The 15,188-nt window shown below is 69.9% G+C and carries 15 protein-coding genes; 7 read left to right on the top strand and 8 right to left on the bottom strand.

The window, feature by feature from the left end:
- Positions 1-82 precede the first annotated feature (82 nt).
- The gene (locus tag OHA61_RS17645; protein WP_406303831.1) at positions 83-610 is read right to left on the bottom strand and encodes a hypothetical protein; all 528 of its coding nucleotides are present in this window, start codon (positions 608-610) and stop codon (positions 83-85) included.
- Between the two features lie 451 nt (positions 611-1,061).
- On the opposite strand from OHA61_RS17645, the gene OHA61_RS17650 reads away from it, so the two are divergent.
- Positions 1,062-2,408, top strand: coding sequence for a chloride channel protein (locus OHA61_RS17650; RefSeq protein ID WP_406303832.1), 1,347 nt, complete (start codon positions 1,062-1,064; stop codon positions 2,406-2,408).
- Positions 2,409-2,423: 15 nt separating this feature from the next.
- Here the strand turns inward: OHA61_RS17650 and OHA61_RS17655 are convergent, their stop codons facing one another.
- Positions 2,424-2,870, bottom strand: coding sequence for a hypothetical protein (locus tag OHA61_RS17655; protein WP_406303833.1), 447 nt, complete (start codon positions 2,868-2,870; stop codon positions 2,424-2,426).
- A 228-nt stretch (positions 2,871-3,098) separates the two neighbouring features.
- On the opposite strand from OHA61_RS17655, the gene OHA61_RS17660 reads away from it, so the two are divergent.
- The 4 genes from OHA61_RS17660 to OHA61_RS17675 all read left to right on the top strand — a co-directional run bounded on the left by OHA61_RS17660 (position 3,099) and on the right by OHA61_RS17675 (position 6,597).
- Positions 3,099-3,629 carry a potassium channel family protein gene (locus OHA61_RS17660; RefSeq protein WP_406303834.1) on the top strand — a complete coding sequence of 177 codons (531 nt, stop codon included), beginning with the start codon at positions 3,099-3,101 and terminating at the stop codon, positions 3,627-3,629.
- A 42-nt stretch (positions 3,630-3,671) separates the two neighbouring features.
- Complete coding sequence (locus OHA61_RS17665) at positions 3,672-4,883, top strand: cation:proton antiporter (RefSeq protein WP_406303835.1); 1,212 nt, start codon at positions 3,672-3,674, stop codon at positions 4,881-4,883.
- A 120-nt stretch (positions 4,884-5,003) separates the two neighbouring features.
- A complete protein-coding gene (locus tag OHA61_RS17670; RefSeq protein WP_266479937.1) occupies positions 5,004-5,579 on the top strand; it encodes a TerD family protein in 576 nt (191 codons plus the stop codon).
- A 313-nt stretch (positions 5,580-5,892) separates the two neighbouring features.
- A complete protein-coding gene (locus OHA61_RS17675; RefSeq protein WP_406303836.1) occupies positions 5,893-6,597 on the top strand; it encodes a 4'-phosphopantetheinyl transferase family protein in 705 nt (234 codons plus the stop codon).
- Here the strand turns inward: OHA61_RS17675 and OHA61_RS17680 are convergent.
- Positions 6,591-6,983, bottom strand: a complete 393-nt coding sequence (locus tag OHA61_RS17680) for a nuclear transport factor 2 family protein (protein WP_406303837.1) — start codon at positions 6,981-6,983, stop codon at positions 6,591-6,593. The two genes, OHA61_RS17675 and OHA61_RS17680, sit on opposite strands and share 7 nt — an antisense overlap.
- Before the next feature lie 43 nt (positions 6,984-7,026).
- A complete protein-coding gene (locus tag OHA61_RS17685; protein ID WP_406303838.1) occupies positions 7,027-7,854 on the bottom strand; it encodes a class I SAM-dependent methyltransferase in 828 nt (275 codons plus the stop codon).
- Between the two features lie 70 nt (positions 7,855-7,924).
- Between OHA61_RS17685 and OHA61_RS17690 the strand changes: the two genes are divergently transcribed.
- Positions 7,925-9,766, top strand: a complete 1,842-nt coding sequence (locus tag OHA61_RS17690; protein WP_406303839.1) for a prolyl oligopeptidase family serine peptidase — start codon at positions 7,925-7,927, stop codon at positions 9,764-9,766.
- A 109-nt stretch (positions 9,767-9,875) separates the two neighbouring features.
- Positions 9,876-10,631, top strand: coding sequence for an SURF1 family protein (locus tag OHA61_RS17695; protein WP_406303840.1), 756 nt, complete (start codon positions 9,876-9,878; stop codon positions 10,629-10,631).
- Between the two features lie 96 nt (positions 10,632-10,727).
- Here the strand turns inward: OHA61_RS17695 and OHA61_RS17700 are convergent, their stop codons facing one another.
- The 4 genes from OHA61_RS17700 to OHA61_RS17715 form a co-directional block, all read right to left on the bottom strand.
- Positions 10,728-11,771, bottom strand: coding sequence for a hypothetical protein (locus OHA61_RS17700; RefSeq protein ID WP_406303841.1), 1,044 nt, complete (start codon positions 11,769-11,771; stop codon positions 10,728-10,730).
- Positions 11,772-11,842: 71 nt separating this feature from the next.
- Entirely contained in the window at positions 11,843-12,505 is a 663-nt protein-coding gene (locus OHA61_RS17705; RefSeq protein ID WP_266479952.1) for a SigE family RNA polymerase sigma factor, read from the bottom strand.
- 340 nt (positions 12,506-12,845) lie between these two features.
- Positions 12,846-13,916, bottom strand: a complete 1,071-nt coding sequence (locus OHA61_RS17710) for an aspartate-semialdehyde dehydrogenase (protein ID WP_406303842.1) — start codon at positions 13,914-13,916, stop codon at positions 12,846-12,848.
- A complete protein-coding gene (locus OHA61_RS17715; RefSeq protein ID WP_266479957.1) occupies positions 13,913-15,184 on the bottom strand; it encodes an aspartate kinase in 1,272 nt (423 codons plus the stop codon). Before OHA61_RS17715 ends, OHA61_RS17710 begins: the two co-directional genes overlap by 4 nt.
- Positions 15,185-15,188: the final 4 nt, after the last annotated feature.

Below are 15,188 nucleotides of genomic sequence, written 5' to 3' on the forward strand. Positions count from 1 at the left end.
CGGTCGCCAATTGGCGACCGGTCCGCTCCCATCCTCTTTTTCTGGCTTGTCGCGTCGGCCGGCTGAGCCGACTTCGGGACTGTCAGACGGGCGTACCCGGAACAGCAGCGAACCCGGCGCCACACGCTGCCGCAATGTTCTCCGGGGTGAAGGGCGTTCCGACGACGACGTCGCACTGGGCGCGGTAGATCACACCGTTGCCGGCCAGGAGGGTGATGAACAGGTGGCCGGGGTCATCCGACTCGGTAACTGCCAGGGAGGTGTCCACCGTGCAACTGGGAGCACCGGCGACCAGCGCGAGATTGATCCAGACTCCCGGATTCCGGCTGTCGTTGAGGAAGGCGTGCCCCCAACGGTCGGTCGCCGCGCGGAACTCCGTCTCGAACAGGTCGCTGCCGCCGAAGTCGACGACGGCGGAGCTGACATCGCGGCCGACCGGTCCACAGTAGGACCCGCCGTTGAAGCTGGACACGATGCTGTCGGACAGTTCCTGGGCGAAGGAAACTCCTGAATCGCTGTCCGCAGCCGCGGGTGGGGCCGCGAGAACGCCGACGAGCAGGGCTCCGGACACTGCCGCAAAACCCCTGGCAGCCCAAGCGAGCTTCTTCATTCCTGTTTTCCTCTCCACGAGCGCGAGGTCCACCGGTCAGGCAGACGGAGAGACATTTCGTTCAGCTTTCACCAGCACGAACATTGCACACGGGCGGTTCCTGATGGACTTTCAGGAAGCATGCTGAATCAGCGAGATGCCTTTCCACCGCGATAGCGGCAGCGGCCTCATTTCGGGGACGAACGTTCCACGGGCAACGCGGGTGCATGCGCACCATTCCGAGTAGTCACTCATGGAGAGCAGGAAGGTGCTCCGAATGGTCCAGCGAAGGACACGCCGGTGTAGGCCGGGGGGCCGCAGGAGGTGACCGGGAGACCCGTCACCCCACCGCCGTCCCCGGAGTGCGCCCTAGATCTCGTCGGCGTTGACTGAGCCCACCCTGCCGCCGCGACAACCGCGTCGGCGACCTGCCGCACCTGGCCCGCCGGAGATCGAGGAGAGCGCACCCTCCATGTCCGCAGTCCCCGCGTCCCAAGGCCAGTCCGCACCCCCCGCGCCCGAGGGCCAAGGGCCCGGTCCCGGTCAGCTGGCGCTGCGTCAGACGCTGTTCAGCCCCGGGTACGTACGCCTGTTGCTGCTCTCCGTCGTCCTGGGTGTGCCCATCGCGCTCGCCTGTTTCTACTTCGTGAGCCTCCAGCACGAGCTGCAGCACTGGGTGTGGCAGTCCCTGCCGGAGGCGGCCGGATACGACCGGGCGCCCTGGTGGTGGCCCCTGCCCGCGCTGGTGCTGGCCGGGCTGCTTCTCGCGCCCGTCGTCACGCGCGCGCCGGGGCATGGCGGGCATGTGCCCGTCCACGGTATCGGCGGCCCGCCGCTCGGGCCGAAGGAACTGCCGGGCGTGCTCTTCGCCGCCCTGGCGACGCTGCCTTTGGGCGTGGTACTGGGTCCGGAAGCTCCCCTGATGGCGGTGGGCAGCGGCCTTGCCATGCTCATCCTGCGAGCGGTGCAAAGGGATGCGGACCCCAAGACCGTGCTCGTACTGGGCACCGCCGGCTCCACAACCGCGATCTCCACCATTCTCGGCGGCCCTCTGGTGGCCGCCGTGATGATGGTCGAGGCCGCCGGGCTCGGCGGCCCGCAGCTGGTGCTCCTGCTGCTGCCCTGTCTGCTGGCCAGCGGTGTCGGGGCGCTGGTCTTCACCGGCTTCGGGCAGTGGACCGGGCTGTCGACCGGGGCACTCACCCTGCCCGAGGTGCCGCCGGACGCGAGCCCGGACGCGGGGGACTTCCTGTGGGGGATTCCCTTGGCGGTGCTGATCGCGGCGATCCTCACCGCCGGGCACCGCCTCGGCTATCTGACGGCGGCCTGGACGCGGCGGAGCACCGCCGTCCGCACGATCGCCTGTGCCGCGGCCGTGGGCGTCTGCATCTCCGCGTACGCCCTGGTCACCGACCGCTCGCCGGAGGAGGCCGCCCTGTCCGGCCAGGCGACCTTGGGCACCCTGTCCGCAAACCCCCACGCCTGGTCCATCGGCGCGCTGGTCGCTCTGGTCCTGTTCAAGGGCCTCGCCTGGGGCGTCTGTCTGGGCAGCCTGCGCGGCGGCCCCATCTTCCCGTCGGTGCTGCTCGGTGCCGCCGTCGGAATCGCCTGCTCGGGGCTGCCGGGACTCGGTACGGCGCCGGGGCTCGCGCTCGGGATCGCCACCGCCACCTCGGTGGTCACCCGTCTCCCGGTCACCAGCGCCGTGCTCTCCTTCCTGCTGCTCGGCACTGACGCGGCCGACCAGATGCCGCTGGTCATCGTCTGCTCGGTTCTCGGCTTCGTCGTCTCCCAACTCCTCGAAGGGGAGCGGAAGTAGAGCGCGACGGACTGATCAGGCCCTGCTCGGCGCGTCGCTGCGGTACACCGCCAGCGCCCAGATGATGAACACGTCGATCGCGATCATGACCACCGACCAGATCGGCGAGTACGGCAGGAACATGAACTCGGCGATGAGGCTGAGCGAGGCCAGGAAGATACCCAGCACCCGCGCCCAGGTGGCGGCCTTGAACAGGCCCCCGGCGGTGATCGCGAGGCAGGCGCCGATAATCAGGTGGATCCAGCCCCAGCCGGTCAGGTTGATGCGGTAGACGTAGTTGCCGACCCGGCCGTACACATCGTCGTCGATGATCGCGGCGATGCCCTGGAGCACGCCGAGCACTCCGATGCACAGCATCAGCACGGCGGCGAATGCGAGACCGCCGGTCACCCACGGGCTGTTCGGTTCCCCTGGCTGCGGCCCCTTGTACGTCGGTGTTCCTATCGGCTGGTCCTGACTCATGGCGTGGTCCTCTGGTCGGTCCCTTACGCCGGTCGCGTCCGGGACTTCGAGCGTCGGCCCGGGCCCACCCCGCCGCCTTTCGGGAACGGCCGTCCGGGTGATTCGGGCGCAGGGCCCTCAGGCGCCGGCGCACCGTTCGGCCGCTGTCGGGTGGCGGCGGATCGCCGGGGCGGACGATCGTGGTGGGGGCGTGCTTCGGCGGGACGCGACCTCGGGCGGGAGGCTCACGTGGTGCACCGCACAACCGATCCTGGCCCGGTACGGGTCGTGGGGCCACCCCTGTGTCTCGTAGTCGCCACGACCGTCGCGTACTTCCTGCTCCCCCTCGACAAGTTCGGACCGCAGCGCCCCCTGCTCAGCTGGACGATCTTCTTTGTGGGGCTCGCCATCGTCACGTACCTGCTGCTGCGTCAGATCATGAACGCGTACGACGACAAGGCGGGCACTCACCCCGTCGTCGTCATTCCCGTCCTGATGTTCCTGGCGGTCCTGCTCTTCTCGGGGACGTACTACGCACTCGCCAAGGACCCGAACGCCTTCATGGGACTCAAGACACGCCTCGACGGCCTGTACTTCACCGTCGTCACGCTGGCGACCGTCGGCTACGGGGACGTGGTGCCGCAGAGCCAGACCGCACGACTGGTGACCATGTTTCAGATCCTGTACAGCTTCGTCGTCCTGACCGCCGCCGCGACCGCCGTGACGCGCCGGGTGCGCAGGCGGGCCGGGGAGCGGCTGGGACGCGACGATCTCACCTGACAGGTACGTCCGACGTGGCCGGGCTGGTGCTACATACGAGCCATGTCGCATCACGGGACACTCATCCTGATCATGGCGATCGCCGTCGTCGCGCCCCTGCTCGCCTACGGTGCCGCCCGCTGGGCCCCCGTTCCCCTGGTGATCTTCGAGATCGTGCTCGGCATCGCGGTCGGACCCGACGCGCTGGGCTGGGCCTCCCACAGCCAGTTCATCGACACCCTCTCCAATCTGGGCCTGTCCATGCTGATCTTCCTCGCCGGGTACGAGATCGACTTCAGCAGCGTGCGCGGCGACACCCTGCGCCGGGCGACCTGGGCGTGGGCGGTCTCGCTCGCCCTCGGCCTGGGCATCGCGTTCGCGCTCACCGGTGGGCAGACGGGCACGAGCTTCGTCATCGGCACGGCGCTCACCAGTACCGCGCTGGGCACCGTCCTGCCGATCCTTCGCGACAGCGGCGACCTTCAGGGCCGCTTCGGAACCGTCATGCTGGCCTTCGGGGCGGTCGGTGAATTCGGCCCGATCATCGCCATCAGCCTCTTGCTGAGCGGCCGGAGCCCCGGGAAGTCCGCCGTCGTACTGGTCGTCTTCGCGGCCATCACCGCGGCGGCGATCTTCTGGGCGCTGCGGCCGCGACGGCCATGGTTCTCCCGGATCGTCGCCGGGACCCTGCACAGCAGCGGTCAGTTCGCAGTCCGCTTCGTCATGCTGCTGCTCGCCGCGATGCTGGCGCTCTCGAACGCCTTCGGCCTCGACACCCTGCTGGGCGCCTTCGCGGCAGGCATCCTCACCCGGCTCGTCCTGCAGGGCTCGGTGCCCGAGAGCAGTGCGGAGATCCTCGGGAAGATCGAGGCGATGGGCTTCGGCTTCCTGGTCCCGATCTTCTTCGTCGTCACCGGTATCGACTTCGACCTCTCCTCACTGCTGGAAGGTGGCCGCTCGCTGGCACTCCTGCCGGTCTTCCTGCTGCTGTTCCTGCTGGTGCGCGGAGCTCCGGTGTACGCGCTCGCCCCCCGCGACCTGGTACGCCGCGACCGCGCGGCCCTCATGCTCTACGGGTCCACCTGCCTGCCTCTCGTGGTCGCGATCACCACCATCGGGCTGGACGAGGACGTACTGAAGGCGGGCGAGGCGGCGGCGCTGGTCGGCGCGGCCATGGTGTCCGTCCTTGTCTTCCCGCTGCTGGCACTGAGGATCCGCAGCGGGAAGGGGGCTGCCCGCCGGGCGGAGCGGGCCGAGGGCACCGAAGCGTGGTGAGGGCCATCCGGACGATGACATCGGGTGTACGGGAACCAGGGAGGGGGACCGCTCGTTGCCCCCTTGGGCAAAGGAATCGTCAAGAGGCGCGGCCCGCGCCGGATTGCGCAGGGGATTTCCATGGGTGTCAGCCTTTCCAAGGGCGGCAATGTCTCGCTGACCAAGGAGGCCCCGGGACTGACCGCGGTCGTCGTGGGCCTCGGCTGGGACGTACGAAGCACCACCGGCACGGACTTCGACCTCGACGCCAGCGCCCTGCTGGTCGACGCCAACGGCAAGGTCGTGTCCGACCAGCACTTCGTGTTCTTCAACAACCTCAAGAGCCCGGACGGCTCCGTCGAGCACACCGGTGACAACCTCACGGGTGAGGGCGAGGGCGACGACGAGCAGATCAAGGTCAACCTCGCGGGCGTGCCGACCGAGGTCGACAAGATCGTCTTCCCGGTCTCGATCCACGAGGGCGAGAGCCGCCAGCAGTCCTTCGGCCAGGTGCGCAACGCCTTCATCCGCGTGGTCAACCAGGCCGGCGGCGCCGAGCTCGCGCGCTACGACCTGAGCGAGGACGCCTCGACCGAGACCGCGATGGTCTTCGGCGAGCTGTACCGCAATGCCGCGGAGTGGAAGTTCCGCGCGGTCGGCCAGGGGTACGCCTCGGGTCTGCGCGGCATCGCGCAGGACTTCGGCGTCAATATCTGAGCGGCGTAGGCCTGTTCACCTGCTCAAGGGCCTGATCCTCGACGACACACACGGCGCGGGTCGGGCCCTTGGCGCGCCCCCGGGTCCGTCCGCCGCTTCAGCCGACGTACGCGACCGGGGCGTAGCGCCGCGGCCCGCGGAACGCACGGCCGGACCCGGATGGTCCGGCAGCCGACGCCCAGGGGTTCCCGGGTCCTCGAAGGTCATGGCGACTCCCGTTCCCGTACGGTCGACTCTGGAGCCGGCCAATTCAGCGGAACATCCGGCCCGTTGATCATGGTGACGGCGTCGAACCACAGCGGAGGACCACAGCATGCCGACCGACATCCCCATCAGCCGCCAGGCCCTGACGCTGCCGGGCGTGGAACTGCTGTGGTCCGGCCGGGTCTCCGACCACATCGCCGGCGTCCTCGCCGAGCGGCACATCCTCGACAGCGAGGAGTCCACTCGCCTGGCCGCCTTCGTGCGCGACGCCGACCGCGACTCCTACGCCGTGGCGCACGTGATGCTGCGCCGGCTGCTGGGTGAGTGGCTGGGACAGGCCCCCGAGGCGGTGACACTCTCGCGCGAGCCGTGCGCCCACTGCGGTGGCCCGCACGGGCGGCCCGTCGTCCCCGGCAGCCCCGTGCACTTCTCGCTCTCGCACACCAGTGGCCTGGTGATGATCGCCCTCGCCACGGCATCCGTCGGCATCGACGTCGAAGGCGTCCCCGACGACCCCGGAATCGTCACCGATGTCGCCTCGCAGCTGCACCAGAAGGAGCGTGCAGACCTCGCGGCGCTGCCCGCGGAGGGCCGCGCCGTCGCCTTCGCCCGCTGCTGGACCCGTAAAGAGGCCCTGCTGAAAGCGACGGGGGTTGGCCTGAACGAGGGCCTTGCCCTCACCTATGTCGGGGCCGGGGCCCAACCGGCCGTGAACGCCGAATGGTTGCTGGCCGACCTGTCGGCGGATCCCGGCTACACGGCGGCCGTCGCCGTACGCCGCACCACGCCCGCGCCGACGCCCGCCTCTCAGTAGCGCTCGACCAGGTGCTCGCGGCCCGGCGGCGGTTCGTACGCCTCGGGCCAGAAGTCCGTGACGGTCGTGACCCTGCCCTCCGCGTCACCGGTGAAGAAGGTGACCGCGTACATCTCCTCCAGGCCCACGGTGACGTGGATCCAGGTGACGGCCTGGTCGGAGTCGGCCACGATCCGCTGGATGCGCACGTGCCAGTCGCCCGGATACTCGCGGTTGAACCGGACGCACGCCTCCTTGCCGCGGATCTTCTCGCGGGTCTGCGGCAGGTCGTAGACCACGTCCTCGGCCAGCGTCGCGGCGAAGCCCGTCCAGTCGCGGGCTTCGGCCGAGGACCAGTACGTCTCAACTGTTGTGTGCAGCTCGGTCGCTGAGGTCGATCGGTTCATACGGCGAGTGTGCACCCGGCCACTGACAATCGGGTCTGGGTGATCACGTTCGCGAAGCCTTGAGCGAGTACATCAGCGGTATGCGGGGTCGGTCGGCCGGGAAGCGGTAGTAGCCGTCCTCGTGCCGCGTCAGGACGCCGAAGCGCTGGAACATCGAGACGTCGTGCTCGTGCAGGAACTCCAGTCGCAGGCCCGCGGCGCTGAGGGCGGAGACGACCTCGCCGACCGGGTGCTGCCACTCGACGCTGCGGTTGTGGACGGTGGGCGCGTCGAAGTCGGCGTAGGTACCGGGTGTCTGGTCGATCCAGGCGTCTCGCGCGAAGTAGTCGTGGACGATCCGCGAGCCCGACGCGTCGTCCAGGACATCGGTGAGCGGATGGAATTCGGCGAGATAGAGAAACCCGCCGGGTGCGATGAGGGACGCGGCGGTCTCCGCCCAGCGCATGATGTCGGGCAGCCAGTTCAGCGCACCGACGCCGGTGTAGACGATGTCGTACGAGGAGTCGGGGACGGCTTCGGCGGCGTCGTAGACATCGGCGGCGACGAACGCCGCGCGGTCCGGGCCGAGTCCGAGGTCTGCCGCGAGGCCGCGTGCCGTCTCGACGGCCGGCTCCGAGAAGTCCAGGCCGACGACCTGCGCGGCGCCGCGGCGTGCCCAGCACAGGGTGTCGAGGCCTATGTGGCACTGGAGGTGGAGGAGCGTACGGCCGGTCACGTCGCCGACCTCCGCGGCTTCGAAGTCGCGCAGAACGTCCTTGCCCGAGCGGAAGCCGTCCAGGTCGTAGAAGTCGCTCGCCACATGGATGGGGACGCGTTCGTTCCAGCGGGAGCGGTTGGCCTCGCGCCAGTCCGAGGGGGTCGGGGAGTACATGCCGTCGAAGTTATCCACAGGCTGCGGATGACGCGAACGGATTGTCGGGGGTCCGGCGCAGAATGGGGTCATGACTGAGATCACTGACTCCACGCCGGAGCTGCCGGGCACGCCGGAGCCGCCCAGCATGCCCGACTGGGAGAAGCGCTTCCGAGCGCCGCGCGTTTCCCTGCCCGACTGGGCGGAGGACGCACCGCACCGCGCGCTGTTCGTATCGAACGCGACGGGGACGTACGAGCTGTACGCCTGGGACCGGGCGACCGGCGAGCAGCGGCAGGCGACGGACCGGCCGAACGGCACGACGGACGGGGTGCTCTCCCCCGACGGCGCGTCGATCTGGTGGTTCTCGGACACCGACGGGGACGAGTTCGGTGTGTGGATGCGCCAGCCCTTCGGCGGCGGGGACGACGAGCCCGCCGCAGCGGGCCTTCGCCCCTCGTACCCGGCGGGGCTGGCGATCGGCAGGGACGGCACCTCGGTCGTCGGCCGCTCGACCGACGAGGACGGCACGACCATTCACGTCGCGCGGAAGGACGCGGTGCCGGTCGAGATCTACCGGCACCGGGAGTCGGCGGGGGTCGGCGATCTGTCGCACGACGGGACGCTGATCGCGATCGAGCACACCGAGCACGGGGACGCGATGCACTCGGCGCTGCGGGTGGTGCGCCTCGACGGGAGCCCGGTCGCCGAGCTGGACGACACAAAGGGGGGCACTGAGGAACTGGGGCTGGAGGTCCTCGGTTTTGCTCCGGTGGACGGGGACACCCGGCTGCTCATCGGGCATCAGCGACGCGGCCGCTGGGAGCCGATGATCTGGGACGTCGCATCGGGCGAGGAGTCCGATCTGGCGATCGACCTGCCGGGCGATGTGAACGCCGAATGGTATCCGGACGGCTCGGGGCTTCTCGTCGAGCACAGCTTCGAGGCGCGCGGTGAGCTGTGGCGGTACGACCTGGCGACGCGGGAGCTGGTGCGGATCGAGACGCCGGCCGGTTCGGTCTCGGGTGCGACGGCCCGGCCGGACGGGGAGGTGGAGTATCTGTGGTCCTCGGCCGCGCTGCCGCCACAGGTGCGCTCGACGTCGGGCGGTGTCGTGCTCGATCCCCCGGGCATGAAGGCGCCGGAGTCGGTGCCGGTGGAGGACGCCTGGGTGGAGGGGCCGGGCGGCCGGATCCACGCGCTGGTGCAGAGGCCGGCGGGTTCGACGGGCCCGCTGCCGACCGTCTTCGAGATCCACGGCGGCCCGACCTGGCACGACAGCGACGCCTTCGCGGCGGGCCCGGCGGCCTGGATCGACCACGGTTACGCGGTGGTGCGGGTCAACTACCGCGGCTCGACGGGGTACGGCAGGCAGTGGACGGACGCCCTCAAGCACCGGGTCGGGCTGATCGAGCTGGAGGACATCGCGGCGGTCCGGGAGTGGGCGGTCACCTCCGGGCTGGCGGATCCGCGGAAGCTGATCCTGGCGGGCGGCTCATGGGGCGGCTATCTGACCCTGCTCGGCCTGGGCACCCAGCCCGAGGCCTGGGCGCTGGGCCTGGCGGCGGTGCCGGTCGCGGACTACGTCACGGCGTACCACGACGAGATGGAGGCCCTGAAGGCGATGGACCGCACCCTGCTGGGCGGTACGCCGGAGGAGGTCCCGGAGCGGTTCGAGGCCTCCTCGCCGCTGACGTATGTGGACGCGGTCCGTGCCCCGGTCTACATCTCGGCCGGCGTCAACGACCCGCGCTGCCCGATCCGCCAGGTCGAGAACTATGTGGACCGGCTGGCCGCGCGCGGCACGGTGCACGAGGTGTACCGGTACGACGCGGGACACGGCTCGCTGGTGGTGGAGGAGCGGATCAAACAGGTGGGGCTGGAGATCGCCTTCGCGGCCGAGCACCTGGGTCAGGGGGTGGACCCGGGGTAGCGGAGACGGGGAGCGGGCTGCCGGAACAGGGGCGGGAACAAGGGCGGGCCGAGGGGCGGGAACGGGGGGCGGGCCGAGGGGCGGTCGGCACGTTCCGTACCGTGGGGGTGTGTACCGATTCCTGCTGACGCCCCGCTGGTGGGGGATCAATATCTTCGTCGTGCTGGCGATCCCCTTCTGTGTCTTCATGGGCTCGTGGCAGCTCGGCAAGTTCGAGGACCGCGTACACACGCATCAGCAGGCCAAGCAGAAGCCCGAGCCGGATGAGCAGAAGGCCGCGCCGCTCGACGAGCTGCTGCCCGTCGACCAGGAGACGTCGGGGCGGCAGGTGACGACCGGCGGGCGGTACGGCAAGCAGTTCCTCGTGCCGGACCGGGAGTTGGACGGTGAGCGCGGCTCGTATGTGCTGACGCTGCTCAAGACCGACGGCGGCCGGACGCTGCCGGTGGTCCGCGGCTGGCTGCGGCAGGGCGCGCCCGCCCCCGTGGCACCGGCCGGGCGAGTCACCGTGGCCGGCGCCCTGCAGGCCTCGGAGACCCCGGGCACTGACGGAGTTCACACGGCGGGCGGGCTGCCGGGCGGGCAGCTGGGGATGATCAGCGCGGCGTCGCTGGTGAATCTCGTGCCGGACAACGTGTACGACGCGTGGGTCACCCTCACGGAGGCGGACAGCGGGCTGAAGCCGGTCCCGGCGTCCGTGCCGGAGGGCAGCGGGCTGGACCTGAAGGCGTTCCAGAACCTGGGCTACACCGGGGAGTGGTTCGTCTTCGCGGGCTTCGTGCTCTTCATGTGGTTCCGCCTGCTGCGCCGCGAGGCGGAGGCGGAGCGGGATCGCGCGCTGGGCCTGGAGCCGGAGCCGGTGTAACCAGGGCCGTGGCACCGACAGCCCCGGCGGGGCTCCGCCGCGGGTCCGCCGCCGAGCCCTGACTGGCCGTTTCGCCGCAGGCCCCGGACCCGTCCGTCACCGACCGCTCAGCACACCCGTGCGGTAAACCGTGCCCGAGCACGCGTTGGGGATCGTCGTCTCCGCGCTGGGCGCGCCCACCGCCGTGGTGTGGCTCACCGCGACACTGCCGTCCGCCGTGCCCCCGCCCTCCGCGGGGACGAGCTGGGGCTGGGTGTTCTCAGAGGTCGTGCCCGTACCCGTACCGGTGCTCGCGCCCGACGAGCCGCCGTCCGACGGCGTGGGCTCGGGCGAGGATCCGGTGGTCGGGCAGCTGTCCTTCGGGACCCAGGCGAACTTCACCTCGTACGCCGTGTCCGGCTTCAGCAGCAGCGAGTCCGCCTCCATCGCGGGGTCCGGCAGTCCGGTCGCCGCGTCGCCCGTCGTGTGCCCGACGACCGTGATCTTGGCGGCATCGGCCGCGCCCAGCGCCTTGAAGCCGACCGTGCCGTCGCCGCTGACCGCGCAGTCGGTCTTGGAGACATTGGTGACGCGGAAGGTGCCGTACACCTTGCCTTCGGCATCCGGCGCCGCCTGTCCCGCGGTGACGCCGAGCTGGCCGGCCTGGCAGACCGGGGAGCTCGCGGGCGCGCTGACGGGCGGGTTGATGACGCCGCCCGCCGTGCCGTCCTTGGCGCCGGAGGGCTGCTGTCCCGGTGTCTGGGTCGCGCCGCCCTGGTTCTGCCCGGTGCCCTGGCCGCCGACGGAGGGGCTGTTCGTCCCCGCCTCGCCGTCCTCGGCGCCCGTCTCGGACCCGGTGCCGCCCTGCGCCTGTTCGCCGTGTCCGGCGTTGACGGGGTTGGCGCTGTCGCCGCCGCTGGAGGTCGCCACATGTACGAAGGCGGGGACGGCGGTGCCGATCAGCATCACCGCGGCCGCCGCACCGACCAGCGCCTGCCTTTTGCGGGCGCGCCGCGCGGGTACCGCCCTTCGCAGGTGGTCGAGGGCTCCTTCGGAGGGCTCGAGGTCCTGCACGGCCCCTTGCAGCAGCCGCCGCAGGGCAACTTCGTCCCCGCCGAGGGCTCCGAGGCCGCCCAGCTCATTTTCCGGCCCGTTGTTCACAATTCCGTTCCCAGTCCGGTCGTCAAACGGCCCGTCCGGCCCGTACCGCTCAAACCTGTGCCTGTGCCCGCTCATGCCGTGGCCTCCATGGCGACGCGCAGGGCCGCAATGCCCCGCGAGCCGTACGCCTTCACCGAGCCCAGGGAGATCCCCAGCGTCTCGGCGACCTGAGCCTCTGTCATGTCGGCGAAGTACCTCAGCACCAGCACCTCGCGCTGGCGGCGCTGGAGTCCGCGCATCGCCTTGATCAGCGCGTCCCGCTCCAGCTGGTCGTACGCGCCTTCCTCGGCGCTCGCCATGTCCGGCATCGGCTTGGAGAGCAGCTTCAGCCCGAGGATGCGGCGGCGCAGGGCCGACCGCGACAGATTGACCACGGTCTGGCGCAGATACGCCAGGGTCTTCTCCGGGTCCCGCACCCGGTTGCGGGCCGAGTGGACGCGTATGAACGCTTCCTGGACGACGTCCTCGCAGGATGCCGTGTCGTCGAGAAGCAGGGCCGCGAGACCGAGCAGCGACCGGTAGTGGGCGCGATAGGTCTCGGTGAGGTGATCGACTGTGGTACCCGCGGCCATGACGTCCTCAGCGCCCTCGCGCTGGGACGAGATGCGGGTGGTGCGTGGCGCGGGCATGGGGGCGATCACCGGCATGCCGCCGGACGGGCGGGGTCTGCGGAGCGGGCGCACTGCAGCGCCGCGGACCGGGACCACCCTGGTGATGTCGAGAACCTCTGCCACGCCTGTTGGACACGATTCCCCCCGTCAGGGTTGTACGCGTACGCCACCGTTTTTGACGGTGAACCAAATGCGCTCATGCGTACCCGCTCTTCCCCAATGCCCCTTTTCTTCGCGGCACCGTGAAGGGGCAACCGCAAAGACGCTTCCCGCCCAACTGCCGGTTGCAGGAAGGGGGAAGCGCATCGTCGAACATCTTCGCACCCCAGTTCAAGTGGTACAGACCTTCGACTTGACCACAGGGTGTTCACAGATCCTACAAAGCATTCCGCTTCCGCCGCCCCGAATAAGCCGCAAGCGGACAGAGAGGATGGACACAGAGGGCGGAGACGACCGAAAAGGATCAGCCGGAGCTGAGCGCAGGCCCGATCTCCGCCGCGACAGCCTCCGCGATCTGCGCGGAGTTGAGCGCGGCACCCTTACGCAGATTGTCGCCGCAGACGAAGAGGTCCAGCGCACAGGGGTCGTCCAGAGCCCGCCGCACCCGCCCCACCCACGTCGGATCGGTCCCCACCACATCGGCGGGTGTGGGAAAGTCCCCGGCCGCCGGATTGTCGTAGAGCACCACTCCGGGCGAGGTCGCCAGGATCTCGTGCGCCCGCTCCACTGTGACTTCGCTCTCGAAGCGCGCGTGCACGGCGAGCGAGTGCGTGGTGAGCACCGGCACGCGGACGAACGTCGCCGCCACCCGCAGCCCCGGCAGATCGAGGATCTTGCGCGTCTCTGCCCGCAGCCCCAGCTCCTCCGAGGACCAGCCGCCGTCATGGAGGGTCCCGGACCACGGCACCACGTTCAGCGCCAGCGGTGCCGCGAAGGGCCCGAGTTCGTCGCCCACGGCCCTGCGTACGTCTCCGGGTCCGGCACCCAGCTCCGTACCGGCCACCAGCGACAGCTGGGCACGCAGCGCCGCGACGGCGTCACGTCCCGCGCCGCTGACGGCCTGGTAGGAGGAGACGACCAGTTCGCGCAGCCCGAACTCGGCGTGTAGCGCGCCCACCGCCGGAACCATCGCGAGCGTGGTGTCGTGCGGACTCGCGACAATGCCGCGCGGGCGGACCCGTACGGCATGCGGATTGACTTCGGGGACGACCAGTGGCACATCCGGATCCAGCCGGAAGGCGCCCGAATTGTCCACGACGACCGCGCCGTTGGCCGCGGCGATCGGCGCCCACTGCGCGGACACCGCGTCCGGTACGAGGAAGAGCGCGACGTCGACACCCGTCAGGGCCTCTTCGCAGAGCGCGACGACCTCGGTCTCCTCGCCGCGCACGGCCAGCTTGCGGCCGGCCGAGCGCGGAGAGGCGACAAGCCGTATGTCGCCCCAGACATCCGCGTGCTGCGAAAGGATCTGGAGCATCACCGAGCCGACGGCCCCGGTCGCTCCGACGACCGCGAGCGTCGGCTTGCGGGTCATCGCCCGGTGCCTCCGTAGACGACCGCCTCGTCGGAGTCGGAGTCGAGACCGAAGGCGGTGTGCACGGCGCGCACGGCCTCGTTGACGTCGTCGGCGCGCGTGACCACCGAGATGCGGATCTCCGAGGTGGAGATCAGCTCGATGTTCACGCCCGCGTCGGAGAGCGCCTCGAAGAAGGAGGCGGTGACGCCGGGGTTGGTCTTCATGCCCGCGCCGACGAGCGAGATCTTGCCGATCTGGTCGTCGTAGCGCAGCGATTCGAAGCCGATACCGGCCTTCGCCTTCTCCAGGGCGTCGATGGCCTTGCGGCCGTCCGTCTTGGGGAGGGTGAAGGAGATGTCGGTCAGGGCGGTGGTGGCCGCCGAGACGTTCTGCACGACCATGTCGATGTTGATCTCGGCATCGGCGATCGTACGGAAGATGGCCGCGGCCTCGCCCGGCTTGTCCGGCACTCCGACGACCGTGACCTTGGCCTCGGAGACGTCGTGGGCGACTCCGGAGATGATGGCGTGCTCCACCTGCTGGTCCCCTTGCGGCTCGTTGCTGACCCAGGTGCCGCGCAGCCCCGAGAAGGACGAGCGGACGTGGATCGGGATGTTGTATCGGCGTGCGTACTCGACGCAGCGGTGCAGCAGCACCTTGGAGCCGGAGGCGGCGAGCTCCAGCATGTCCTCGAAGGCGATCCAGTCGATCTTCTTCGCCTTCTTCACGACCCGGGGGTCGGCGGTGAAGACGCCGTCGACGTCGGTGTAGATCTCACAGACCTCGGCGTCGAGGGCGGCGGCCAGGGCGACGGCGGTGGTGTCCGATCCTCCGCGGCCGAGGGTGGTGATGTCCTTCTTGTCCTGGGACACACCCTGGAAGCCCGCGACGATGGCGATGTTGCCCTCGTCCAGCGCCGTACGGATCCGGCCCGGCGTCACATCGATGATGCGCGCTTTGTTGTGGACGGAGTCGGTGATGACGCCTGCCTGGCTGCCGGTGAACGACTGGGCCTCGTGGCCCAGGTTTTTGATCGCCATCGCCAGCAGGGCCATGGAGATCCGCTCTCCGGCGGTCAGCAGCATGTCGAATTCGCGCCCGGCAGGGATCGGGGATACCTGCTCGGCGAGATCGATCAGCTCGTCCGTCGTGTCGCCCATCGCGGATACCACGACGACCACCTGGTGGCCGTTCTTCTTGGCATCGACGATTCGCTTGGCGACGCGCTTGATGCCTTCGGCATCGGCAACGGAGGAGCCTCCGTACTTCTGCACGACAAGGCCCACGTGC

Source organism: Streptomyces sp. NBC_00885 (genome assembly GCF_045207475.1).
Taxonomy (GTDB): domain Bacteria; phylum Actinomycetota; class Actinomycetes; order Streptomycetales; family Streptomycetaceae; genus Streptomyces.

Bases quoted from the DNA above. Each gene is read 5' to 3' on its own strand.
- OHA61_RS17690 (WP_406303839.1), top strand. From the start codon at position 7,925: ATGACTGAGATCACTGACTCCACGCCGGAGCTGCCGGGCACGCCGGAG.
- OHA61_RS17710 (WP_406303842.1), bottom strand. From the start codon at position 13,916: ATGACCCGCAAGCCGACGCTCGCGGTCGTCGGAGCGACCGGGGCCGTC.
- OHA61_RS17685 (WP_406303838.1), bottom strand. From the start codon at position 7,854: ATGTACTCCCCGACCCCCTCGGACTGGCGCGAGGCCAACCGCTCCCGC.
- OHA61_RS17650 (WP_406303832.1), top strand. From the start codon at position 1,062: ATGTCCGCAGTCCCCGCGTCCCAAGGCCAGTCCGCACCCCCCGCGCCC.
- OHA61_RS17655 (WP_406303833.1), bottom strand. From the start codon at position 2,870: ATGAGTCAGGACCAGCCGATAGGAACACCGACGTACAAGGGGCCGCAG.
- OHA61_RS17665 (WP_406303835.1), top strand. From the start codon at position 3,672: ATGTCGCATCACGGGACACTCATCCTGATCATGGCGATCGCCGTCGTC.
- OHA61_RS17670 (WP_266479937.1), top strand. From the start codon at position 5,004: ATGGGTGTCAGCCTTTCCAAGGGCGGCAATGTCTCGCTGACCAAGGAG.
- OHA61_RS17645 (WP_406303831.1), bottom strand. From the start codon at position 610: ATGAAGAAGCTCGCTTGGGCTGCCAGGGGTTTTGCGGCAGTGTCCGGA.
- OHA61_RS17675 (WP_406303836.1), top strand. From the start codon at position 5,893: ATGCCGACCGACATCCCCATCAGCCGCCAGGCCCTGACGCTGCCGGGC.
- OHA61_RS17680 (WP_406303837.1), bottom strand. From the start codon at position 6,983: ATGAACCGATCGACCTCAGCGACCGAGCTGCACACAACAGTTGAGACG.